The 22,071-nt window shown below is 41.1% G+C and carries 21 protein-coding genes; 8 read left to right on the forward strand and 13 right to left on the reverse strand.

The annotated features are described in order from the left end of the window. Nucleotides 1-30: 30 nt before the first annotated feature. The 7 genes from MJO53_RS06170 to MJO53_RS06200 form a co-directional block, all read right to left on the reverse strand. A complete protein-coding gene (locus MJO53_RS06170; protein ID WP_252080869.1) occupies nucleotides 31-189 on the reverse strand; it encodes a hypothetical protein in 159 nt (52 codons plus the stop codon). A 92-nt stretch (nucleotides 190-281) separates the two neighbouring features. Then, nucleotides 282-1,130, reverse strand: a complete 849-nt coding sequence (locus MJO53_RS06175) for a helix-turn-helix domain-containing protein (RefSeq protein WP_224836097.1) — start codon at nucleotides 1,128-1,130, stop codon at nucleotides 282-284. Nucleotides 1,131-1,268: 138 nt separating this feature from the next. Continuing rightward, a complete protein-coding gene (gene pyk, locus MJO53_RS06180; protein ID WP_224836096.1) occupies nucleotides 1,269-2,711 on the reverse strand; it encodes a pyruvate kinase in 1,443 nt (480 codons plus the stop codon). 2 nt (nucleotides 2,712-2,713) lie between these two features. Continuing rightward, a complete protein-coding gene (locus tag MJO53_RS06185) occupies nucleotides 2,714-3,184 on the reverse strand; it encodes an IPExxxVDY family protein (protein ID WP_224836095.1) in 471 nt (156 codons plus the stop codon). 107 nt (nucleotides 3,185-3,291) lie between these two features. Further along, nucleotides 3,292-4,029 carry a ribonuclease III gene (gene rnc / locus MJO53_RS06190; protein WP_252080870.1) on the reverse strand — a complete coding sequence of 246 codons (738 nt, stop codon included), beginning with the start codon at nucleotides 4,027-4,029 and terminating at the stop codon, nucleotides 3,292-3,294. 9 nt (nucleotides 4,030-4,038) lie between these two features. Beyond that, entirely contained in the window at nucleotides 4,039-5,289 is a 1,251-nt protein-coding gene (gene fabF, locus MJO53_RS06195) for a beta-ketoacyl-ACP synthase II (RefSeq protein ID WP_224836093.1), read from the reverse strand. A gap of 101 nt (nucleotides 5,290-5,390) precedes the next feature. After that, entirely contained in the window at nucleotides 5,391-5,624 is a 234-nt protein-coding gene (locus tag MJO53_RS06200; RefSeq protein ID WP_009778413.1) for an acyl carrier protein, read from the reverse strand. Nucleotides 5,625-5,786: 162 nt separating this feature from the next. Here MJO53_RS06200 and MJO53_RS06205 point away from each other — a divergent pair, with 162 nt between their 5' ends. The 4 genes from MJO53_RS06205 to MJO53_RS06220 all read left to right on the forward strand — a co-directional run bounded on the left by MJO53_RS06205 (nucleotide 5,787) and on the right by MJO53_RS06220 (nucleotide 10,010). Next, complete coding sequence (locus MJO53_RS06205; RefSeq protein ID WP_252080871.1) at nucleotides 5,787-6,350, forward strand: phosphoribosylglycinamide formyltransferase; 564 nt, start codon at nucleotides 5,787-5,789, stop codon at nucleotides 6,348-6,350. Next, nucleotides 6,350-6,985 carry a viroplasmin family protein gene (locus tag MJO53_RS06210; protein ID WP_252080872.1) on the forward strand — a complete coding sequence of 212 codons (636 nt, stop codon included), beginning with the start codon at nucleotides 6,350-6,352 and terminating at the stop codon, nucleotides 6,983-6,985. Before MJO53_RS06205 ends, MJO53_RS06210 begins: the two co-directional genes overlap by 1 nt. Nucleotides 6,986-7,140: 155 nt before the next feature. Then, nucleotides 7,141-8,067, forward strand: coding sequence for a PfkB family carbohydrate kinase (locus MJO53_RS06215; RefSeq protein ID WP_224836090.1), 927 nt, complete (start codon nucleotides 7,141-7,143; stop codon nucleotides 8,065-8,067). A 44-nt stretch (nucleotides 8,068-8,111) separates the two neighbouring features. After that, nucleotides 8,112-10,010: an amidophosphoribosyltransferase gene (locus MJO53_RS06220; RefSeq protein WP_224836089.1), complete on the forward strand. Its 1,899-nt coding sequence runs from the start codon at nucleotides 8,112-8,114 to the stop codon at nucleotides 10,008-10,010. 804 nt (nucleotides 10,011-10,814) lie between these two features. Here the strand turns inward: MJO53_RS06220 and MJO53_RS06225 are convergent. Both MJO53_RS06225 and MJO53_RS06230 read right to left on the reverse strand, forming a co-directional pair. Continuing rightward, a complete protein-coding gene (locus MJO53_RS06225) occupies nucleotides 10,815-12,929 on the reverse strand; it encodes a TonB-dependent receptor domain-containing protein (protein ID WP_252080873.1) in 2,115 nt (704 codons plus the stop codon). 64 nt (nucleotides 12,930-12,993) lie between these two features. Continuing rightward, on the reverse strand, nucleotides 12,994-13,383 hold the full coding sequence (locus tag MJO53_RS06230) for a hypothetical protein (RefSeq protein ID WP_224836087.1): 390 nt from the start codon (nucleotides 13,381-13,383) through the stop codon (nucleotides 12,994-12,996). A 136-nt stretch (nucleotides 13,384-13,519) separates the two neighbouring features. Between MJO53_RS06230 and MJO53_RS06235 the strand changes: the two genes are divergently transcribed. After that, on the forward strand, nucleotides 13,520-13,954 hold the full coding sequence (locus tag MJO53_RS06235; protein ID WP_224836086.1) for a hypothetical protein: 435 nt from the start codon (nucleotides 13,520-13,522) through the stop codon (nucleotides 13,952-13,954). Here MJO53_RS06235 and gldD read toward each other — a convergent pair whose 3' ends face one another. Genes gldD through mutY form a run of 4 tightly spaced genes read right to left on the reverse strand, consistent with a single transcriptional unit; the run spans nucleotide 13,955 to nucleotide 17,385 of the window. Continuing rightward, complete coding sequence (gldD, locus tag MJO53_RS06240; protein ID WP_224836085.1) at nucleotides 13,955-14,512, reverse strand: gliding motility lipoprotein GldD; 558 nt, start codon at nucleotides 14,510-14,512, stop codon at nucleotides 13,955-13,957. It abuts the gene before it with no gap. Further along, nucleotides 14,502-15,812: a gliding motility-associated protein GldE gene (locus tag MJO53_RS06245; RefSeq protein ID WP_252080874.1), complete on the reverse strand. Its 1,311-nt coding sequence runs from the start codon at nucleotides 15,810-15,812 to the stop codon at nucleotides 14,502-14,504. Before MJO53_RS06245 ends, gldD begins: the two co-directional genes overlap by 11 nt. Nucleotides 15,813-15,841: 29 nt before the next feature. Beyond that, on the reverse strand, nucleotides 15,842-16,324 hold the full coding sequence (locus MJO53_RS06250) for a single-stranded DNA-binding protein (protein ID WP_224836083.1): 483 nt from the start codon (nucleotides 16,322-16,324) through the stop codon (nucleotides 15,842-15,844). A gap of 23 nt (nucleotides 16,325-16,347) precedes the next feature. Further along, nucleotides 16,348-17,385: an A/G-specific adenine glycosylase gene (gene mutY / locus MJO53_RS06255; protein ID WP_252080875.1), complete on the reverse strand. Its 1,038-nt coding sequence runs from the start codon at nucleotides 17,383-17,385 to the stop codon at nucleotides 16,348-16,350. Between the two features lie 124 nt (nucleotides 17,386-17,509). On the opposite strand from mutY, the gene MJO53_RS06260 reads away from it, so the two are divergent. The 3 genes from MJO53_RS06260 to MJO53_RS06270 all read left to right on the forward strand — a co-directional run bounded on the left by MJO53_RS06260 (nucleotide 17,510) and on the right by MJO53_RS06270 (nucleotide 22,068). Then, nucleotides 17,510-17,800 carry an HU family DNA-binding protein gene (locus tag MJO53_RS06260; RefSeq protein ID WP_014032385.1) on the forward strand — a complete coding sequence of 97 codons (291 nt, stop codon included), beginning with the start codon at nucleotides 17,510-17,512 and terminating at the stop codon, nucleotides 17,798-17,800. A gap of 272 nt (nucleotides 17,801-18,072) precedes the next feature. Next, nucleotides 18,073-19,623 (forward strand): ribonuclease E/G, encoded by a 1,551-nt coding sequence (locus MJO53_RS06265; protein ID WP_252080877.1) that lies wholly within the window; start codon nucleotides 18,073-18,075, stop codon nucleotides 19,621-19,623. Between the two features lie 90 nt (nucleotides 19,624-19,713). Beyond that, a complete protein-coding gene (locus tag MJO53_RS06270; RefSeq protein WP_252080878.1) occupies nucleotides 19,714-22,068 on the forward strand; it encodes a glycogen debranching protein in 2,355 nt (784 codons plus the stop codon). The last annotated feature ends 3 nt before the right edge of the window (nucleotides 22,069-22,071 follow it).

A 22,071-nucleotide genomic window follows, 5' to 3' on the forward strand; every position in this document is an offset into this window, starting at 1 on the left:
GTAAATTTTAAAATGAATTTTATAAAAGGATTAATAGGTCTGTACAAAGGGTTTTTCTACATCACAGTAAAAATCGTGATGGTACTTTTGCTCACAGTGTTCTGAAGCTCTTACAGTTTGCACCGCGGTTTTTGGTGTTGTTCTAAAAATCTCGATGAGATTAAAAATTGATTTTTCCGTGATATTCATCTCTTGTCTGTTTTTTAATTACAGTGCAAAGATGCTTCGGAAAGGAGGGTGGGTGTTAGGAGCAATTTCCCGATGGCTTGACGATTTTTCCCTTAGGCTACCAAAAGCAGGTTTTCTCGGTATTCGGAAGGGGTCATCTGGGTCATTTTTTTAAAGAAACGACTAAAGTGGGCCGGGTCGTTAAAACCAAGTTCGTACGCTATTTCCTGATTTTGCTTATCGGTAAAGTTGATAAGTCTTTTGGCTTCCAACGCAATTCTATCCAAAATAATCTGTTGGGGCGACTTTTGGTTGTAAATCGAGAATAGGTTGGAGAGGGTTTTGGGAGATTTGTGCAACAGTTCGGCATACTCGCTCACTTTTCGCTTTGTTTTGTAATGCATGTCCACCAAAAAATTGAATCTTCTGATGGTATCGATTTGGTCATTCCCCAAAGTTTTTACGATCAACTGTTCCTTCGCCAATCGCGTACTCATAATTATCAACCTTTTAAGCAGCATTTGGAGCATATCTCCCTGAATATTGTCCGGAGTCGAAAATTCTTCGATGAACATATCGTGCAATAGGTTGAACTTGTTCAATTGTTCTTTGCCAATAGTTATTACCGGTATATCCTGAGTGCCAAAAAACAAAATTCCATTACAGGAAACCTCGCTATCATGATCAGAAATACAATAAAACTCCCGGTTAAAAAGAATCCCTGTTATAGGCAATTGGGCCTTGCTATAAGAAACGTGTTGTAGATAGGTTACCGTAATAATTTGGTTTGGCAACAGTTCCAGGTCCAGTCCATCAATTTGAATGGTCAAGGGACTGCCATTTCTGTTCCACAAAAATTTTATGGTCTTGGAAGTTTCGGAAAAATATCTTTCCTCTTTTTTAATATCATCCGTAAACCCTAATATAGCACCTAACCTGGAATCTTTGTATTCGTGTTTCATTGATCAATTACTTCTATACCCGCTATTTAGTCCCATTTAGTGGTTCATACTTACATCACAGTGGCCCCTAAGGCCACTAAAATAAAAAGGTGTGCTTTGCAGAGCACACCTTTTTTATTTTTGGTATATAACTTCTTTCTAGAAATTACATGTCTCGATTTCGGTCACCCGTAGGGTATTTACCATTCCCTTTTCCTTGATCGGCATTGCAGCCAAACTCACCAACATGTCCCCAACTTCCAAAAATCCTTTTTTACAGGCAATTTGGTTAACGTCTTCTATGGTTTGATCCGTGGAAACGAACTTATCATAATAAAAAGCTTTAACGCCCCAGAGAAGATTAAGCTGGGTCAAAATCCTTTTGTTCGATGTAAATACGAGAATATGTGCCGCTGGTCGCCATGCCGAAATCTGGAATGCGGTATATCCGCTGTTGGTCAAGGTGGATATGGCTTTTGCAGATATCTCGTTGGCCATTAAAGCGGCGTGATAACAAACTGATTTGGTGATGTACCTTTTGGTACGGATATGTGGTGGATTTTGAGGTACCTTGATCAAATTGGACCCTTCTACGCTCGTGACAATGCTCGACATTTTCTCAATTACTTGGACAGGATAGTTGCCTACCGATGTTTCTCCAGAAAGCATTACGGCATCGGCACCGTCCATAACGGAGTTGGCCACATCGTTTACTTCGGCGCGGGTAGGTGTTAAACTGGTGATCATGGTTTCCATCATCTGGGTGGCTATGATCACGGGGATTCTACCCTTTTTGGCACTCAATACCAGTTGTTTCTGAATCAGTGGAACCTCTTGTGCCGGCACCTCCACACCCAAATCGCCACGGGCCACCATAAGACCGTCGGATGCTTTTACGATTTCCTCGATGTTTTCCAGTGCTTCTGGTTTTTCAATTTTTGAGATTACAGGAATTTTATGCTCGGTGTGTTCCTTGATCAAATTATGAAGATCGTATATGTCCTGGGCATGACGAACAAATGAGAGTGCAATCCAATCTACTTCTTGACCGATAGCAAAAATGGCATCTTTGATATCTTTCTTGGTCAATGCCGGTAAAGAAATATTGGTATTGGGGAGGTTGACTCCTTTTTTGGATTTTAGCGGCCCGCCCTGTATTACTTTGGCTACCACTTCGTTTTCTCCATTGGTGGACTTTACCTCGAATATAAGTTTACCATCGTCCAGAAGAATTCGCTCACCGGCCTTTACGTCTTTTGGGAAGTTCTGGTAATTCATGTAAACTCGTTCTGCCGTTCCCTCAAAAGGTTCTCCGGTTACAAAAGTTACTTCATCGCCCGGAGAAACTATGGCCTCTCCTCCCATTACGCCCACTCTTAGTTTGGGTCCTTGTAAGTCGGCAAGTATGGCGGTGTTAATTTCCAACTCTTCGTTAAGTTCCCTGATTATTTTGATCCTCTCTGCTACATCTTCATATGCGGCGTGGGAAAAGTTTATCCTGAAAACATCTACTCCGGCCAATATCATTTCCCTTAGGGTTTCCTTTTTACTGGTAGCTGGCCCGAGGGTTGCTACAATTTTCGTTTTCTTAGTAGTTGGCATTGTTAAAAGATTAAATTTCTTTTTGATTTCAAATTTTGCGTGTCCAATGGATATGCTGTGATAACCTTGGATATCTTATTTATGAACTTGATTTTTTGGGAATATAGATCTTCGTTCTCAGCATCTACCTTCAAAAAATAATCCACTTCCTTCTTTTCTTTGATCAAATGATCGGTCCGCGTGGTTACATTGTTCTCGAACAAACCTAAAGAAGGTGTTTCCTCCCTTACTTCACATTTATTGGAGATCAGGGTCCAGTATACATCGTTCAGTTCATCGTCCCAATCGAACAGCGAGAACGACATGTGACCATCGAGACATAGGTCTTTCTTCATGCGTTTTAATTTGAGTCCGCAAGCGGAATTTATTGCATATGTAATGGCGTAGTCCTCCAAATTGCTGTGTATGGCAATAAGGGAAAAATTGTCGTCATATAAATCTGCAGATATCCTGTGCGTTGTCAAATTTCCCATAACACGAACCGTAAATATAAGGCTTAATCTTAATGCATGTCCAGTTTTCTACAGGACAATACTTCTATTAAGTAAACGAAAACGTTAGAGTTAACTATTATTTAAAGTTACTGGTTTTCAATCTTGCTCTGCAGAGCGAAATATGCTCGTTTTGAGGCTTTTTCCTCTGCTTTTTTCTTGGAGGTTGCCCGTGCTTTTGCCAACATTCTATCACCAATGGTAAGTTTTACGGCAAAATGTTTTAACTCGTCGTTTCCTGTGTCCTCATATACGTGATAATTGAATGTCTTTTTTTCTTTTTGGCACCATTCTATCACCAAACTCTTATAGCTGATCACTTTACCCTCGAGCTGTTCAATATCCACATAGGGCTCTATTACTCTTTCATTTATGAATTTTTCACAATACATGTAGCCTTTATCCAAGTAGATCGCACCCACAAGTGCTTCAAAGACATTACCATGAATATTCTCCCCAAAATGTGCTTTCGGAATCCTACTTTCCACAAAATCCAGCAATCCAAGGTCTTTACCAAGCTCGTTCAGGTGCTTACGGCTCACTACCTTGGAACGCATTTTGGTGAGATATCCCTCGTCCCCTTCCGGTACTTGGTTGTACAAATGTTTTGAAATGATGGTTCCCAGCATTGAATCTCCCAAAAATTCGAGGCGCTCGTAGTTTACAGGATTCCCTTTTTCGTCCTTTTTGTTCATGGACCTATGAAGGAACGCTGTTTTATAGAGCTCCAAGTTTTTGGGCTTGAAACCAAGGATCCTTTTCATACCCAAAAAAAAATCCCCATCCGAGTCAGGATGGGAATTGAATATTTTGGAAGTGAGTTTCATGTTACAAAACTACCCTATTTTTTTAAATAAAATACAAGCATTGTGTCCTCCAAATCCAAAGGTGTTGCTCATGGCGACCTTTACTTCGCGCTCTTGTGCCTTGTTCAAGGTCAAGTTGAGCGATGGATCTATCTGATCATCCACTTCACTGTGGTTTATGGTCGGTGGCACCAAATTATGCTCCATGGCCAAAATGGAGGCAATGGCCTCAATGGCTCCTGCCGCTCCCAACAAATGGCCAGTCATGGATTTGGTTGAATTAATGTTGATGTTTTTGGCGTGATCACCAAATACTTTGCTAATGGCCTTTAATTCGGCAACATCACCAAGTGGGGTTGAGGTACCATGTGTATTTATGGCATCTACATCTTCTGGTTTAAGCCCAGCGTTTTGCAAACAGTTTTCCATTACCTTTACCACTCCAATACCTTCTGGGTGCGGAGCTGTCATATGATGGGCATCACTGGAAAGTCCTCCGCCCAAAACTTCGGCATATATTTTAGCCCCCCTTGCTTTGGCGTGCTCATATTCTTCCAATATTAGCGCACCTGCTCCTTCTCCCAGTACAAAACCATCTCTTGTGGCATCAAAAGGTCGAGAAGCGGTTTCGGGGCTTTCGTTTCGGGTAGATAGTGCATGCATGGCATTAAATCCGCCCATACCTGCAATAGTTACAGCGGCTTCGCTACCACCTGTCACAATAACATCGCAATGACCCAATCTAATGTAGTTGAGCGCATCGATCATGGCATTGGCCGAAGAGGCACATGCAGAGACAGTGGTATAGTTTGGTCCCATAAATCCATGTTTAATGGATATGTTCCCAGGTGCTATATCCGCAATCATTTTTGGAATAAAGAACGGATTAAAACGTGGTGTTCCATCGCCATTGGCATAGCTGATCACCTCGTTCTGAAAAGTTTCCAAACCTCCGATTCCCGCGCCCCATACTACACCAACCCTAAACTTGTCCACAACGTCCAAGTCTATTCCAGAGTCTGCTATGGCCTCATCCGATGAAACCAGGGCATATTGGGCAAACCTATCTAGTTTTCTAGCTTCCTTCCTATCAAAAAAATCCGAAGGATCGTACCCTTTAAGCTCGCAAGCAAACTTTGTTTTAAATTTTTCGGTATCGAAGTATGTAATGGGGGCAGAACCGCTTTTTCCGGTTCGTAGTCCTTCCCAATAAGCTTCCAAATTATTACCAATGGGCGTTAACGCTCCCATTCCGGTAACCACAACTCGCTTTAACTGCATTGAACTATTTTTTTACCCTTTAGACGTAAATTATAAAAAAAATTATCCATGTGACAACAATCACATGGATAATTTATAATCTTTAGCGATATATCATATAATTACTTAGCTTCTTCTATATAGCTAATGGCCTGACCTACAGTGGCGATGTTTTCTGCTTGGTCATCTGGTATCTGAATATCAAATTCTTTCTCAAACTCCATGATAAGTTCAACAGTGTCCAAGGAATCCGCTCCTAAGTCGTTGGTAAAGCTAGCTTCTGCAACTACTTCATTTTCATCTACACCTAGTTTATCAACGATGATAGCCTTTACTCTTGATGCAATGTCTGACATAATTATTGTGGTTTTAAAAATTTAAATCGTTGGCAAAAATATAAAACTTTGGATTAAATACACTATTTGACGATAAAATGTGATTCAAATTAAACATCTTACATCAGTGTATCTTACTTTAGCCGACGTAATTTAGTCCAAAATCATATCAATTCCTAACGAATGAAACGAATTGTAATCTTTGCATCGGGCAGTGGGTCCAATGCAGAAAATATCATATCCTTTTTTCGCAAAGACACTGCGATCACGGTTGCGGCGGTACTTACCAATAAAAATTCGGCAAAAGTACTTGAGCGCTGCGACCGCCTCGGCGTGCCCGCTTTCTATTTTAACGGGCCAGCTTTTAAGGGTTCCGGTGCTATAGTGGATCTTTTACACGGTCTACAGACGGATCTTGTGGTACTAGCCGGCTTCCTTTGGAAAATACCGGAAAACCTTGTTGAGGCGTATCCAAATAAAATCGTAAACATACATCCTGCCCTTTTGCCCGATTATGGCGGAAAGGGCATGTACGGCGACAAGGTACACAAGGCCGTTAAGGACAACAATGAAAGCGAAACCGGCATAACCATACATTATGTCAACGAAAATTACGACGAAGGTGCCATCATATTTCAGGCCAAGACCATGATCGAACCCACGGACACCCCAGAAACCATAGCTCAAAAGGTACACCAGTTGGAATACGAGCATTTCCCTAAAGTGATCAAAAAACTACTGTCCTAATGGCCAAGAAAAAAAAGTTTTATGTGGTTTGGAAAGGAAAACATCCCGGAATTTTCGAGTCTTGGGCCGATTGTAAGGCGCAAATAGATGGCATTAAAGGAGCACAATACAAATCCTTTGCTACGTTCGAAGAGGCCAAAAAAGCCTACAACGGCAATTATGCGGATTTCAAGGGTAAATCCAAGGGCAAAAGCGAACTTACTCCAGAGGAACTGCTTAAAATCGGGAATCCCAATTATAATTCTATAGCGGTGGATGCGGCCTCCAGCGGCAACCCGGGAAAAATGGAATACCGCGGTGTGGATACCAAAAGTAAAAGAGTCCTTTTTCACCAAGGCCCTTTTGAACAGGGTACTAGTAATGTAGGTGAGTTTTTGGCGTTGGTCCATGGATTGGCGTTTTTAAAACAACAAAAAAGTGAACGTACCCTCTATTCCGATTCCAGAATTGCAATTGGGTGGGTAAGAAAGAAAAAATGTGGAACCAAACTGAACAAAACCGAGAAAAATGCACAGCTTTTTGAGCTTATTGCACGTGCCGAAGAATGGCTCAAAAAAAATCGGTTCAACACCCCAATAGTTAAATGGGAGACCAAGGCCTGGGGGGAAATACCTGCTGATTTTGGCAGAAAATAGAAAGCAGATACCAGTAATATTAGATGGCACGCCTTTATTAAGTTTGCGCTTGAACTTGAGTTTAATCCCTCATTTATTCTCTGTTTTTCTTAAATCCTTTGTTAATGATTCCAATATGGAATATCAAACCGTATATTTGCAGCAAAATTTAGGTAATGGGCAAATTACTGATCGTGGGGACCATGGCCTTCGACGCTATTGAAACACCGTTCGGAAAAACAGGAAGAATATTGGGTGGTGCCGGCACATTTATAGGTTTGGCAGCATCACAATACAAAATAGACTCCGCAATTGTTTCTGTCGTCGGAGACGACTTTCCACAGTCCTACATGGACATTTTTATAAACAAGGACATCGACCTATCCGGTGTTGAAGTGGTAAAAGGAGGCAAAACTTTTTTCTGGGAAGGAAAATACCATAACGACCTAAACTCTCGAGATACCTTGGCCACAGAACTAAATACTCTGGCCGATTTTAATCCCGTAGTACCGAGCAACTTTACCGATGCGGACATAGTAATGCTCGGCAATCTTCACCCCAACATCCAGCTAAGTGTAATCAATCAAATGGAAAAACGACCAAAACTCATAGTTTTGGATACCATGAACTTTTGGATGGACAATAGTTGGGACGATTTGATGAAGGTAATCTCTGAAATAGATGTTATCACTATTAATGATGAAGAAGCCAGACAAATGACCGAGGAATATTCCTTGGTGAAAGCGGCCGAAAAAATTCAAAAGATGGGGCCTAAATACGTCGTCATTAAAAAAGGGGAGCATGGAGCACTTTTGTTCCACAAGGAAAATATTTTCTTTGCGCCCGCATTGCCATTGGAAGAAGTATTTGATCCTACCGGTGCCGGCGACACTTTCGCCGGTGGATTTGTGGGGTACTTGACAGAGGTAGGCAACATATCATTTGAAAGTATGAAGAACGCCATTATACATGGCTCCAATTTAGCATCGTTCTGTGTAGAGAAATTTGGCACCGAGCGCATGGTGGATTTACATAAAAGCGAGGTAAATGCCCGCTTACAACAGTTTAAGGAACTGACACAGTTCAATATTGAATTAACCTAAATGCGTGCCCTGAAATTTTCGGGGCTTTTTTTATTTGATTTGCTATGAGTGATCCTATTAAGCACGAATGCGGAATATCGTTGATCCGTTTGCTTAAACCCTTGGAGTACTATAAAGAAAAGTACGGTACAGCTTTTTATGGTGTAAACAAGATGTACTTAATGATGGAAAAGCAGCATAACCGCGGACAGGATGGCGCCGGTTTTGCAAGCATTAAAATGGATATGGAGCCTGGGGAAAGATATATGAGCCGGGTAAGATCGGCACAGCAGCAGCCCATCCAGGATATTTTTGCCCAGATCAACAACCGTATCAATACGGCACTGACCGAAAACCCAGAGTTTGAAGATGATGTAGCGTGGCAAAAAAAGAACATCCCGTACATTGGGGAACTTTTGATGGGACACGTTAGGTATGGCACCTTTGGAAAAAACAGTATCGAGAGCGTACACCCGTTTCTGAGACAGAACAACTGGATGCACAGAAACCTTATTGTGGCCGGCAACTTTAACATGACCAATGTTGACGAGCTTTTTGGCAACTTGGTGGCCTTGGGTCAGCACCCCAAAGAAAAAGCCGATACCGTTACCGTAATGGAAAAAATCGGCCATTTTTTGGATGACGCCGTGGCAAAATTGTACAAGGAGGTCAAAAAAGAAGGGTACTCCAAAAGAGAGGCCTCTCCACTTATTGCCGAACGCTTGAACGTTGCCAAAATACTACGAAAGGCTTCCAAAAACTGGGACGGCGGTTACGCCATGAGCGGATTGATCGGGCATGGCGATGCTTTTGTAATGCGCGACCCGGCAGGAATCCGACCGGCATACTATTATCAGGATGATGAAGTTGTGGTCGTAGCATCCGAACGCCCCGTGATCCAGACCGTGTTCAATGTAAATTTTGATGATGTAAAAGAGCTAGATCCGGGCCATGCAGTAATCATTAAGAAAAATGGCTCCATGGCGTTAAAACGTATTTTGGAACCTACCGAGCGAAAAGCCTGCTCTTTTGAACGCATCTATTTCTCCAGAGGGAGTGATAAAGAAATCTACCAGGAAAGAAAAAAATTGGGGAAACTGGTTTTTCCAGAAATTTTGAAGTCCATCGACAACGATTTGGAGAATACCGTCTTCTCTTACATTCCGAATACTGCGGAAACTTCGTTCTTTGGAATGGTAAAGGAGGCTCAAAATTACCTCAACAAGAAAAAAGAAGAACAAATTCTGGCCTTGGGGCCGAACATGACAGGCGAGGAGCTTCATAAAATATTGAACATTCGTCCGCGAATAGAAAAAGTGGCCATCAAAGATGCCAAGTTAAGAACCTTTATCACCCAAGATAGCAGCAGGGATGATCTGGTGGCCCACGTTTACGACATCTCCTATGGCTCTGTAAAACCTACCGATAATCTGGTAATTATAGATGATAGCATTGTTCGCGGTACTACCTTAAAACGTAGTATTTTAAAAATACTGGACCGTTTGTCTCCCAAGAAAATAGTGGTTGTGTCCTCTGCACCACAGATCCGCTATCCGGACTGTTATGGTATCGATATGGCAAAGTTGGAAGATTTTGTTGCCTTTAAGGCAGCTTTGGCTTTGCACGAGGAACATGGCACTACCCACTTGATCAAAGAGATTTATGAGAAGTGCCTTACCCAGACCGAAGCTTCAGACAAAAATGTGATAAACTACGTGAAGGAATTTTATGCACCATTCTCAGCAAAACAAATTTCCAAGAAGATCGGGGAAATTCTAAGTCCTGAAGGAATAAATGCAGAGGTAGAGATTATTTATCAAACCATTGAAGGTTTGCATAGCGCCTGTCCCAAAAACTTGGGCGATTGGTATTTTACAGGAAATTATCCCACCCCGGGCGGTAATAAGGTGGTCAACAAGGCGTTTATCAATTTTTTTGAAGGAAAGAACGAAAGAGCTTATTAATCAACCACATAGAAAAAGAGCGCAATCTGTGCGCTTTATCGATGAAACTAGCAGTATAGCGGGTTTTTATACGAACAGAAACCCACAACCCTACTTTAGTACTTGCCATAGCATAAGTAGGTTAAGTTCATGGTAAGATTTGGGGCAAAAAAGGTGGAGTTTATCCACCTTTTTTATTTTCTACAACTTTGCCCATATTTCACTCTCTCCTTTGTTTTCTTGACATTTATCAATAATCGAGCCCTGTTGAACATTTCAACCAATTAAAGAGGGTTTCATCTAAAAGCTTGGGTTCAAAATCAACTCTTGACTTACATTTGGAGGACCATAGCATAAGTAGGTTAAGTTCATGGTAAGATTTGGGGAAAGAAGCCGGAGCATGCTCCGGCTTCTTTATGTTTGACTACCAAGGTTTTAACAATTTTATCGATGAACTGCACATTTTATTTTTACTTCCAAAAGCAAAATATTTTTTAAAACCCTTTGTTATTTTACACAATACCAGTATTTTAGTCGTGCCATAGCATAAGTAGGTTAAGTTTATGGTAAGATTTGGGACGAAAAGGGTGAGGACTTCCTCGCCCTTTTCTATTTTATAAACATGAATAAGAATTTTTGTCTTTTACGGATAGCCGGTAATCAATTGAGAAAGAAGATTATCTTTTAGAAAAGATGGAGTAATTACAAAGACTTTCGAAAATTACGTAATCAAAACTTTGCAATTATGAGTTCTTATTTCTAGGAATACAATAAAAAAAGCGCCCCTCATCAGGACGCCTTTTTTAATCGATAGCACTTTTGCTCTTAAAATTTATATTGAACAAATGCGGATAGATTTCTTCCTGGGTCGTTAATGGGCACTCGACCAAAATCAGCTTGATTCACAAAAGAAAAGTTCAAGTGGTTATTGTAGGTCGCATCAAAAATGTTGGATGCAGCTACTCCCACTGTAAAATGTTTGAATGGTCTTGCACCAAAGCTCAAATCCACAACACCATAACCATCTGTAACCTGCTCTCCAAAAGACAGTGCAATGTCCGACTGTTCCGAAGTAAGGGTATAAGTGGCCTTGGCCCATATTTTCTCTTTTTCAAAATTAAGGTTAAAACGTGTCACTAGAGGTGGGGTCAACGGCAGGGATTCATTCAAATCCTTGTTTTTTGCATAAACATAGGACAACTCTGTTTTAAAGCTAAAGTCCTCCAAAAATGCCAACTCTCCATAAACTTCGAATCCTGTTTTGTATGCATCGTCCAAATTCACGAACCGTTTAACTTCGGTCGGTTCTGCCATTGGCATATATTTTTTGTCCAAAGTTGGGTCAATTACCGGAACAATATAGTTGTCGTAAATGGAATAATAAACCGATGCTCCATAGTCCAAACGGTTAAAAAAGTAATTCTCAAAGTCTGTTTTTGTTTTGATCCCCAGCTCAAATTGATTATTTACCTCGGCATCCAGATTGGGATTTCCCACATATTCGAATGGGTCCTGCCCCACAGTAAAGTGGTTGATATACCTCTCGATCATGTTCGCTGATCGCACACCTCTACCAAAGGCCAACTCTAACAAGACATCCGAAGACACCATATATTTGAAGGAGGCTGTTGTACTTATATTGTGCTCGGTTCGAGTATCCAAATCGGGATATTCTGCGATAAAATCATCGGAAGGGTCATCGGATTTGGAACGAACCATATCGTACCTTGCCCCGACGTTGAGCAAAAGCTTGGTGGATAACGGATATTTTGCCTCTACGAACAATCCGTAATCATCTATTTGGGAATCTTGCCAAACACCATCCACAAACTCCATGGGAGCGGGCAGTGGATCTCCCGTCATCATGTTCCTTTTCACCAAACGGGTTCTTTCACCCGTTCTTCCTACGGAGAATGCATCCAATCCCGTGTAGAGCTTTATATCTGAACCGGGGCGCCATTCCAATTCGACCCTGCCACCAATTGTAATCGCATCCACTTCCGAAACTGCCTCTGTCATCATAAAGCTAGGTCTCAGTTCGTTGGTCATTACATGATCTACCTTGGAACGGTACACCTTAGCGTTCAAGGTTTTTAATCCATCGGAAATATTGTCCAATTTATAATCTACCGAAAGTACGTTGCTATCGTCTATTTCGGTATCCATGGGCAGACCGGCATGCAGCACATCCCTTCCGAAGGATTGTCTAAAACCAACTTGCAATCTTTGGTTTTCCGTTGGATTAAAGCCTACTTGCACTCCATAATCCGTACTTCTGAATGATGATGGTATTTCGTTGCCATCCCCATCTTGGTAATTTCCAAAATCACGATACCCAAAGTTCAGGTTTACATCGAACTGCTCTCCAACATATTTTAAATTAGCGAAACTTGTAAGGGCGTTTCCATTGTTCTCGCCACCAAAATTAACGGTACCATGGTAACCTTTTGCTTGCTTTTCCACCTCTTGGGTCACCAAGTTTACAATTCCACCAAAAGTTGGACCATACCTAAAGGTATACGGCCCTTTTACAACTTCTACGCGTTCAATCTCCTCGGGAATTACATGGGTGGTTATGGGATCCATTCGGTTGGGGCAGGCATGCATAACTTTGGTACCGCCATTGAACTGGACATTCAATTGCTCGTATTGGGAAGCACGAAACGATGGGTCTATTGCATAATTCCCCCGTTTGATCAACCCAAAGCCATTAATGTCCTTAAATAGATCGGCTACATTTTTGGATTGCACAATTTTTCGCGCCGGCTCACTTTTAAAGGTAGAAAAAACAGGGTCTGTCTTTCTCTTTCCTTCTACCAGTACTTCGTCCAATTGCACCGGCTCTTTGGTCAAGGTATCTTGTTCGGTAGACTGTTGCGCGTACAGCACACCGGTACCCATAAGCAAAACACATAGTTTTGCCAGTATACTTTTATTCATTTTGATTATTGTTTAAGATTTAACATGCATGGTCCAGGCTACAGACCATTTTCAGAAAAAAACCTTAAACCCTTGGTGGTTCTAATGGGGTATCGGTAAAACTATATGTGTAGTGATCCTTGTGATAAAATACGTTTAGACCGTTTTCATCACTACGGAAAAGAAAAACTTTAGGCAATTCCATATAAAACACCAAAACCTCCTCCCAACCAATTTGTGGAAAGGGCTCGTCGTCTTCGGTTTGTGCGTTGAGCATTTGTGCCAAAACACATTTTCCATCACAGTTCAATTCGGGCACATCCTTGTTTTCGCAAAGTTGTTCTACAAAACCTTCCCTATCCAAACTGTAATACACATACATGGAAGAAAAACGAAGATTGCTCATCAGTATTAAGCTGATGAACAAGCCCGTATAAACTGTTCTAAAATTGAATATGGAAACAATTCTTCGCAAAAACATGAATTTGAAAGCAAATATATTCGTAGTCCCTATTGTTTTTTATGACAAAAATCATCTTACCGGATTTAATGATTGCGAATTGTATGATAGTGTTTGTGGTATGGTTATTTTTGTGCAAAATTTGTACACAATGAAAAAATTCCAAGCCATTTTAATTTGCTCTGTCCTATTCTTGAGTTTTTCCTGTAAAGAGGAAAAAAAATCGACGGAAGAGTCCTCCCAAATGAAAAAGGTAATGGCCATCCATGACGAGGTAATGCCTAAGATGAGCACCATAGGAAAGCTTGTTGGCGAAATAAAGCCAAAAGTGGATTCCACCGAAATGGGACAGAATTACGAAGTAGCCATGAAGGATCTACAAGAAGCCAATAGGGCCATGATGGACTGGATGAAGGATTTTGGAGACAGGTTTGACCACGAAGAAATATTGGAAGGAAAAGAGCTTTCCGAAGAAAAGCAACAGTGGCTGGACGAAGAAGAGGAAAAGGTAAAAGTGGTGAAGGACAAGATCAATGGCAGCATTGAGCGCGCGCAGGCACTGCTTGCCAAGGATACTGTGCAATAATCAGTTTTTCCATTCCAGACTTTCCATAATTTTCCTGATATCGTTCTGCAGATATATAGCGGCCGGTAAAATGGAATCGTAATTGGGTTTTGCGTAAAAATACAGGGATCCGGTTACAAAGTGGTTAATACTGTCCGTTACATAAAACTGGGATTGCGATGCGGCATTGCCACTTACTTCATAAAACATCCCATAGACCTTTTTCTCGGCATTGATAAAAGGTTGCTCAACAATATTGTCGGCCTTGACCACATGTTCGTACGACAATTTTTGTGCATCTACCAATAAGGTATCCAGGTTACCCCGCACAGGCTTGTACGTTAAATATATAGACCCGTTCATAATAGGATAGTCCAGAACCAAAGAACAATCCTTGTTTTCTTTTATATTGGAAAGTGTGTTCTTATTAAAGGTGTATACACAGTCGGCATCGGTAATTGTGTATTGGGCGGTTGGATAATCCAAATGCAACATGGCCTTGGGCTTTGGCAACACATCATCCTTACAGCTTAAAAATAGGGAGGTTACCATAACTAAAATCAAAATTTTATGTTTCATGTGGCAATGTAACTTTTATTCGTTTTAATCTTTTCTTGTCCATGCTCTCCACAATAAAGCGGTAGTCCTTGAACATAACTTTTTCTCCGATCTTGGGAAAACTGCCCGATATTTCCAACACAAATCCCGCTATGGTCTCGGATTCTCCTTTCTTGCTCTCGAACTCCTCTTCTTCTTCAATTTTTACGACCCGATAGAAATCCTTTAAGGCCGTTTTGCCATCGAAAACATAATTATGGTCGTCCAATTTGGAGAATACCAGATCTTCGTCGTCGAACTCATCACTAATATCCCCAACGATCTCCTCTATTATATCTTCCAAGGTAACAATTCCAGAGGTGCCGCCATATTCGTCCACGACCACGGCCAAATGGTTCTTTTTTTCCTGAAACTCTAGCAACAAATCGTCCAATTTTTTGTTTTCCGGGACAAAGTAAGGCTCTCGTATCAAGGACATCCAATTAAAGGTTTTTCTATCGATATAAGGCAAAAGGTCTTTCACGTAAAGTACACCCAAAACATTATCCATATTTTCCGAAAATACCGGAATTCTAGAATAGCCGTTTTTCTTTATCTCCTCGATTACCTCCGGGAATTTCATTTTCTCGTTGACGGCAAAAATATCTATCCGCGGTCGCATTACCTGCTTGGTATCGGTATTGCCAAACGTTACGATGCCTTCCAATATTTTCTGTTCTTCTTTGGTGGTATCCCCCTCGGAGGCCAGTTCGAGCGCTTGCGATAGGTGATTAATGCTTAAATTGGATTTTTTCTTTCCCAACTTATCTTCCATGTATAATGTAATCGACCGCATTGGGGAACTTAAAGGGGTAAATATATAATTGAGTCCTTTTAGTGGAATGGCCATAAAATGGGAAAACTGAACACGATTGCGGTTCGCGTAGATTTTGGGCAAGATCTCACCGAACATTAATATTAAGAAAGTGGCCACTACCACTTCCAATAAAAAGCGCAAGGTTCCTTCGATTCCTTCAAAAATGGTATCGCCAATGGAACTAAATAGTAGAACAATTCCAATATTGATGGCATTGTTGGTGATCAGTATGGTGGCCAGCAACTTTTTGGGCTTGTCCAACAATTGTACAACAAGTTTGCCTCGTTGGGAATCGTTTTCCTGCATTTCGTTCAAATTGGTCTGCGAGAGACCAAAAAGTGCCACTTCTGCGGCCGAAATTAATGCGGAGCATGCCAATAGCAGTACCAGCACAACAATTTTTAAGGTGAAGAGTCCACTAAAAGTGGTAAGATAAATTGCCAAACTATGGGGCTCGGGATCCAATTTAATATTGCTTTTTTAATCTTTAGTTCTTAGAATGGTAGGTCGTCATCCTCTTCTTCTGAATTTTGAATAGGCGCCGAAGGTCTTTCCTGCTTGGATGGTTCTTGGTAGTTCGAAGACGACGGGGATGTCTGTGCATTCACCGTTCCTCCTTGTCCGGCGGACAGGCTTTCCTTTTTGGTCGTTAAAAAGGTAAAATCCTGTACGTGTACTTCGGTAGTGTATCGGGTATTTCCGTCCTCACCCTGCCATTGTCTGTTTTTTAAACGGCCCTCCACATATACTTTATCGCCTTTGCTCAGGTATTTTTCACAAATTTCAGCAGCCTTGTTCCGTACCACAATGTTGTGCCAATCCGTATTGGTAACTCTTTCGCCCGTTTGCCTGTTGGTATAGGTCTCGTTGGTGGCCAAGGGAAATCTGCCGATACAATTGCCTCCTTCAAAGTAGTGTACTTTGACTTCGTCCCCCAAATGCCCGATCAGCATTACTTTGTTTAATGTTCCGCTCATATTTCTTTAATTAATCAAAAGTACTAAATTTTAAATGTCTTGATAAAATCTGCTATCAAAACTGGTACAGGAAAATCGCCTATCTTTTTCCAGGGCGTTCCCTCCTCTAAGATATAGGAAGTTTTTAGGATCCAAAATTTTGTGTGCAAATGTTGATGGGACAATTTGTGCACAATGGTTTCATTATTATATAAGGATAAGGACTCATATTCCGGCAATTGGCCATTCCCTTGGATTAAAAGTTTTAGTTCCTCCGCCTTAAGGTTCTTATCGGACTCTACAAGAGGAAACTGATACAGATTTTGCCAAATACCCTTTGCTGTTCTTTGCTCCAAGATGGTATTATTTTCCGGATCGATGGGAATTACATAATTAAAATAGCGGTTCTTTACCTTGGTCTTGTTCAGTTTTAGAGGTAGCTCACTCACTTTTCCATCTTTGACAGCTACACAACTTTCCTGCAAGGGGCACAATAAACAGTAGGTTTTTTTGGGGGCGCATTGTACGGCTCCAAATTCCATTATACCTTGATTGTAATCCCTAATGTTCCCTGAATCCATTACCTCTCGGGCCAATTCCTTAAAATATCTGATGCCCTTGGTACTATTAATAGGTATATCTACTCCAAAATATCGGGACAATACACGATATACATTTCCGTCCACAACCGGTTCCGGAGCATCAAAACAAAAAGATGCAATGGCACTTGCGGTGTAATCGCCAACCCCTTTTAACGTTTTTAACTCTTTATATGTATTGGGAAATTGGCCATCAAAATTGTTCGCTACTATTTTTGCTGTGGCATGCAGGTTTCGCGCTCGGGAATAGTATCCTAGCCCCTGCCATAGTTTCAACACTTGTTCTTCTGGTGCTTTGGCAAGATCTTGAACCGTTGGGAAAGCATCAACAAATCGCAAATAATAGGGCATACCTTGCACAACGCGAGTCTGTTGGAGTATAATTTCCGATAACCAAACCTTATATGGGTCACGTGTTCTTCTCCATGGCAGATCTCTCTGATTTTCATGGTACCAATTCAGGATTTTTTGGGCAAAACTCATCAAAGAAAGTAATAAAGGTCAAATGTATCAGTTTATATACTTAAAATTAAAGGGTTAAAGGGAAAGATTAATTATAATGTTTATATTTGCAAGCCGAAAAAAATTAGAAAATTAATAAGACGAAATGACGAAAGCAGATATTGTAACTAGGATCTCAGAAAAACTAGGTATTGAAAAAGGAGACGTGCAAGCGACAGTTGAATCCTTTATGGAGGAGGTTAAATCATCTTTAGAGAATGGAGACAATGTTTATTTAAGAGGTTTTGGTAGCTTTATCATCAAGACCAGAGCGGAAAAAACAGGTAGGAACATTTCCAAGAACACTACCATAAAAATTCCTGCACACAATATTCCTGCTTTTAAGCCGGCCAAAGTATTTGTGGAGGGCGTAAAGACCAATGTACAAGTAAAATAATATAATTAACAACTCAAAAGCAAGAGCCATATGCCGAGTGGAAAAAAAAGAAAAAGACATAAGGTAGCCACGCACAAGCGCAAGAAGCGCAGAAGAGCTAACCGACACAAGAAAAAGTAGTTGTTTCAACTACTTTTTCGTTTTACCCAATTACGTTCTTTGACATAGAGATTCCAAAAACGAATTTCAATCGGTTCGAAAAATAACCGATTCCATATATTGTTTAATCATTTGTCCCAAAATTCATGTGGGATAAATTAAAATCGATTCAGGTGAATAGAGAATTAATAGTAAGATCTACGCCGGAAGCAGTCGATTTTGCCTTATTAAAGGATGGAAAATTAGTAGAATTACACAAAGAAGAAGACAACAACAACTTTTCCGTAGGGGATATTTTCCTAGCCAAGATTAGAAAACCCGTAACGGGCCTTAATGCGGCTTTCGTTAACGTAGGTTATGAAAAAGATGCGTTCCTGCACTACCATGACCTCGGACCACAACTGTCTTCCATGTTGAAATTTATCAAAAAAGCTAAAACAGGGAAGTTAAAGGACTACACCCTAAAAGATTTTCCATTTGAAAAAGATATTGACAAGAATGGCAGCATCAACGATGTATTAAAAGCCAATCAGTCGCTACTCGTACAAATTGTAAAAGAACCCATCTCCACCAAGGGACCAAGAATAAGCTCCGAGCTTTCTATCGCTGGGCGATACTTGGTAATGGTGCCTTTTTCAGATAGAGTTTCGGTATCCCAAAAGATAGCGAGCAAAGAAGAAAAGGACCGACTTATTAGACTTGTAAAAAGTATAAAACCCAAAGGATTTGGTGTAATTATCCGTACCGTAGCAGAAGGCAAAAAGGTTGCAGAACTGGACAAAGATCTCCAGAACTTGTTATCCAAATGGGTAGCAATGTGCAAGAAATTGCAAAGAGCGCCCCATCCATCCAAAGTATTGGTGGAATTGAACAGGGCCTCCTCCATCCTTAGGGATGTATTCAACGATTCCTTTACCGGAATCCATGTTGATGATGAAACGCTTTACAACCAAATCAAGGATTATGTGCACGAAATCGCACCAGAAAAAGAATCCATTGTAAAGCAATACACCGGTTCGGCACCCATTTTTGAAAAATTTGGTATTGAACGCCAAATAAAAACCTCGTTTGGCCGAACTGCATCCATGAGCCGAGGAGCTTATCTTGTAATTGAGCATACCGAAGCGCTGCACGTTATAGACGTAAACAGTGGTAACCGCTCCAACAAGGCAAAAAACCAAGAGGATACAGCATTAGAGGTAAACCTATTGGCCGCTACCGAAATTGCAAGACAATTACGATTGCGGGACATGGGTGGAATCATCGTTGTGGATTTTATTGATATGACCAAAGGCGATCACCGCAGAAAACTGTACGATCACCTTAGGGAAGAAATGAAGGACGATAGGGCCAAACACAAAATTTTGCCCCCGAGTAAATTTGGACTTGTTCAAATTACACGACAAAGAGTGCGTCCGGAAATGAATATAAAAACCAGCGAGGAAAACCCGAACCTGGCGGGAGCCGAAGTAGAAGCTCCCATTGTGTTGATCGATAAGATCCAAGCGGACTTGGAAAGAATCCTAAAACAAAAGCAAAAAAACAATGGAATTGTTCTTAATATCCATCCGTTTATTGCAGCTTACCTTACCAAAGGGTTCCCATCTATCCGTTCCAAATGGTTCAAAACCTATAAAAAATGGATAAAGATCCAACCTAGGGATGCTTACACGTATCTCGAATATCGTTTTAAGGATAAAGACGGTAAAACAATACGAGCATAATACAAAGCGACTCCATTTTTTTGGGGTCGCTTTTTTGCTTTTATACATTTCCGTTCAAAGCTTTATTTTTGAAAGACAAGCACAATTATTATGAAAATTAGAATCCCCTTGCTTTGCTCCTTATTGATTTTGGCCTGTACCCCAAAATCTGAACCGTTACTTTCCGACATATTGAAAGAGACCCCTAGTATTTCGGGGAACAGCGAATATTTGTCCTCTCCTTTTGTAACGGCCGGGAACAGAGTTTACATGGTCGGACATCAAGATGGTACCTTCCCGCCTTTGGGTTGGCACATAAAGGGCGAAATGGGTGGAATATGGAACCACCCCATTAAACTTATGGATGGCTTTGATGCAGAACTAACTGTGAACGCAAACACATATTTACTCAACAAGGCTTCGGAATTTGTGAACTACCCCTTTGCCAACAAACACATTTTTGAACTTGAAGACGATACCCTTGTAATTGAGCGAGTTCAGTTTGTGCCCGATAACATTCAAGGCATTTCGATACAGTTCATCATAAGAAACAATAGTTCCAAAAATATAGAAGGACAATTAAAATTCACTGGGCATACCAATTTAAGACCCACATGGCTAGGGGAACAATCCAAAATGTTGGACACCAAAGACTATGGGGTTTTAAAAGAAAATCACTGGTTGGTAAAAGACAGTTTAAATCCATGGCACAATGTTTTTGGGTCGGACCAAGCCCCAATTGCAACACAGGAAATCAAAAGTGCAAAACAACCCAACTGTACTTCCCATTTTTTAACCTATACCGTTCAAGTACCTTCTAAATCCGAGCAGGTTATCAACTTTGCCGTAGCTGGCTCTTATACTTCCGAAGAAATTGCACTAGATCAATACAAAACCATACTGAGCCAACGCAAAGACTTGTTTCAAGAAAAGAAATCCCGCTACGAAGCGCTTACAAATCAGTCCAAGCTGACTATTCCTGACAAACACTTACAAGAAACCTTTAAGTGGTTAAAGTACAATTGTGATTGGTTGGTGCGCACAATTCCAGAGATAGGAACAGGAATTGGGGCCGGTATACCGGATTACCCCTGGTATTTTGGGGTCGATAGCGAATATGCCCTAAAAGGCTACATGGCCATTGGACAGGATAAAGTAGTTGAACAGACCATAGAACTTTTGGACAGTGTTTCCATGGCCGTTAACACCAACGGTAGGATTCTTCATGAAATGTCCACCAACGGAGTAGTTTTTAATAAAGGTAATATTAATGAAACTCCCCAGTTCACATCGTTGATATGGGAAATATACAAATGGAACGGCGACAAAGAATTTTTGACCAGGTATTTTCCGACCATAAAAAAGGGGTTGAATTGGCTATTGGAAGAAAACGACGACAACAACAACCTTTTTCCCGATGGCTTTGGAATGATGGAAATCCATGGACTTGACAGTGAAATGATCGATGTTGCCTCTTACACCCAACGAGCTTTTGCCGATGCTGCCCTGATAGCCGAAGAATTGGGCAATTCGGAATTGGCCAAAAAATATCAAAATTTGGCAGATGAGCTAAAGACAAAGATCAACGAACAGTTTTGGTCGGAGACGTTTAATTCTTATGCGGATTTTATTGGAACCGATGACCAAGCCCTTCATTTAATAGAAGATGCCTTGGTAAGGGCGGACACTTTGAACAAACCTTGGGCCATTGAAGAGCTGGAGGCCACCAAACAACAAATTTTGAGCAACCCTTCCGATACACCCAGGCCTTTTGTGCTTTATCATAACTGGGTGGTGAACACTCCCATGGAAATGGGAATTGCAGATTCCACCAAAGCGATTTTGGCCTTGGACAATGCCACAAAATTTACTAATCCATTTGGGGTTTTTGTAACAGGAATCGATCGTGATGAAAGCGCAGGCGAGGACGATGGTTCCTTTGAAGGCAGCAAGGTATTTTCCTATACCGGTGCGGTAATGACACTCCCAACAGGGGTACAGGCCATTGCCGAGAACAATTATGGTCGTCCAGATCGAGCTTTGGACTATTTACAGAGAATGTCCCGCACTTTTAGCTATGCGCTACCGGGAAGTATCTACGAAGTTTCCCCGGATTACGGAATGATGACCCAAGCTTGGAATATTTATGCCTTTGCTGTTCCCATTGTAAATCAATTTTTTGGAATTCAACCTATGGCGCATAAAAAAACCATTGTTATTGAACCACAGATGCCAACGGAATGGGGCGAAGCATCTTTGGAAAATGTAAAAGTAGGGGACAATACTGTTTCGATTTGGTACTCTGGCAGCAAAATCAAGATTCAACAGACTCGTGGCGATTGGAAAATAAGGCTCGTATTGCCCGAGGCAGATTATATGGCAACCGAGGGCAATCCAGAAAGGACCACAACAAATGGAAAAACCATCCTTACTTTTTCGGATAAGGACATTGTTGTTTCCAAATAGGCA

The organism is Flagellimonas marinaquae (genome assembly GCF_023716465.1).
Lineage (GTDB): Bacteria > Bacteroidota > Bacteroidia > Flavobacteriales > Flavobacteriaceae > Flagellimonas > Flagellimonas alginolytica.

Bases quoted from the DNA above. Each gene is read 5' to 3' on its own strand.
- MJO53_RS06215 (WP_224836090.1), top strand. From the start codon at position 7,141: ATGGGCAAATTACTGATCGTGGGGACCATGGCCTTCGACGCTATTGAA.
- MJO53_RS06220 (WP_224836089.1), top strand. From the start codon at position 8,112: ATGAGTGATCCTATTAAGCACGAATGCGGAATATCGTTGATCCGTTTG.
- MJO53_RS06170 (WP_252080869.1), bottom strand. From the start codon at position 189: ATGAATATCACGGAAAAATCAATTTTTAATCTCATCGAGATTTTTAGA.
- MJO53_RS06185 (WP_224836095.1), bottom strand. From the start codon at position 3,184: ATGGGAAATTTGACAACGCACAGGATATCTGCAGATTTATATGACGAC.
- MJO53_RS06200 (WP_009778413.1), bottom strand. From the start codon at position 5,624: ATGTCAGACATTGCATCAAGAGTAAAGGCTATCATCGTTGATAAACTA.
- MJO53_RS06270 (WP_252080878.1), top strand. From the start codon at position 19,714: ATGAAAATTAGAATCCCCTTGCTTTGCTCCTTATTGATTTTGGCCTGT.
- pyk (WP_224836096.1), bottom strand. From the start codon at position 2,711: ATGCCAACTACTAAGAAAACGAAAATTGTAGCAACCCTCGGGCCAGCT.
- fabF (WP_224836093.1), bottom strand. From the start codon at position 5,289: ATGCAGTTAAAGCGAGTTGTGGTTACCGGAATGGGAGCGTTAACGCCC.
- gldD (WP_224836085.1), bottom strand. From the start codon at position 14,512: ATGAAACATAAAATTTTGATTTTAGTTATGGTAACCTCCCTATTTTTA.
- MJO53_RS06235 (WP_224836086.1), top strand. From the start codon at position 13,520: ATGAAAAAATTCCAAGCCATTTTAATTTGCTCTGTCCTATTCTTGAGT.
- MJO53_RS06210 (WP_252080872.1), top strand. From the start codon at position 6,350: ATGGCCAAGAAAAAAAAGTTTTATGTGGTTTGGAAAGGAAAACATCCC.
- MJO53_RS06250 (WP_224836083.1), bottom strand. From the start codon at position 16,324: ATGAGCGGAACATTAAACAAAGTAATGCTGATCGGGCATTTGGGGGAC.
- MJO53_RS06260 (WP_014032385.1), top strand. From the start codon at position 17,510: ATGACGAAAGCAGATATTGTAACTAGGATCTCAGAAAAACTAGGTATT.
- MJO53_RS06225 (WP_252080873.1), bottom strand. From the start codon at position 12,929: ATGAATAAAAGTATACTGGCAAAACTATGTGTTTTGCTTATGGGTACC.
- mutY (WP_252080875.1), bottom strand. From the start codon at position 17,385: ATGAGTTTTGCCCAAAAAATCCTGAATTGGTACCATGAAAATCAGAGA.
- rnc (WP_252080870.1), bottom strand. From the start codon at position 4,029: ATGAAACTCACTTCCAAAATATTCAATTCCCATCCTGACTCGGATGGG.
- MJO53_RS06175 (WP_224836097.1), bottom strand. From the start codon at position 1,130: ATGAAACACGAATACAAAGATTCCAGGTTAGGTGCTATATTAGGGTTT.
- MJO53_RS06205 (WP_252080871.1), top strand. From the start codon at position 5,787: ATGAAACGAATTGTAATCTTTGCATCGGGCAGTGGGTCCAATGCAGAA.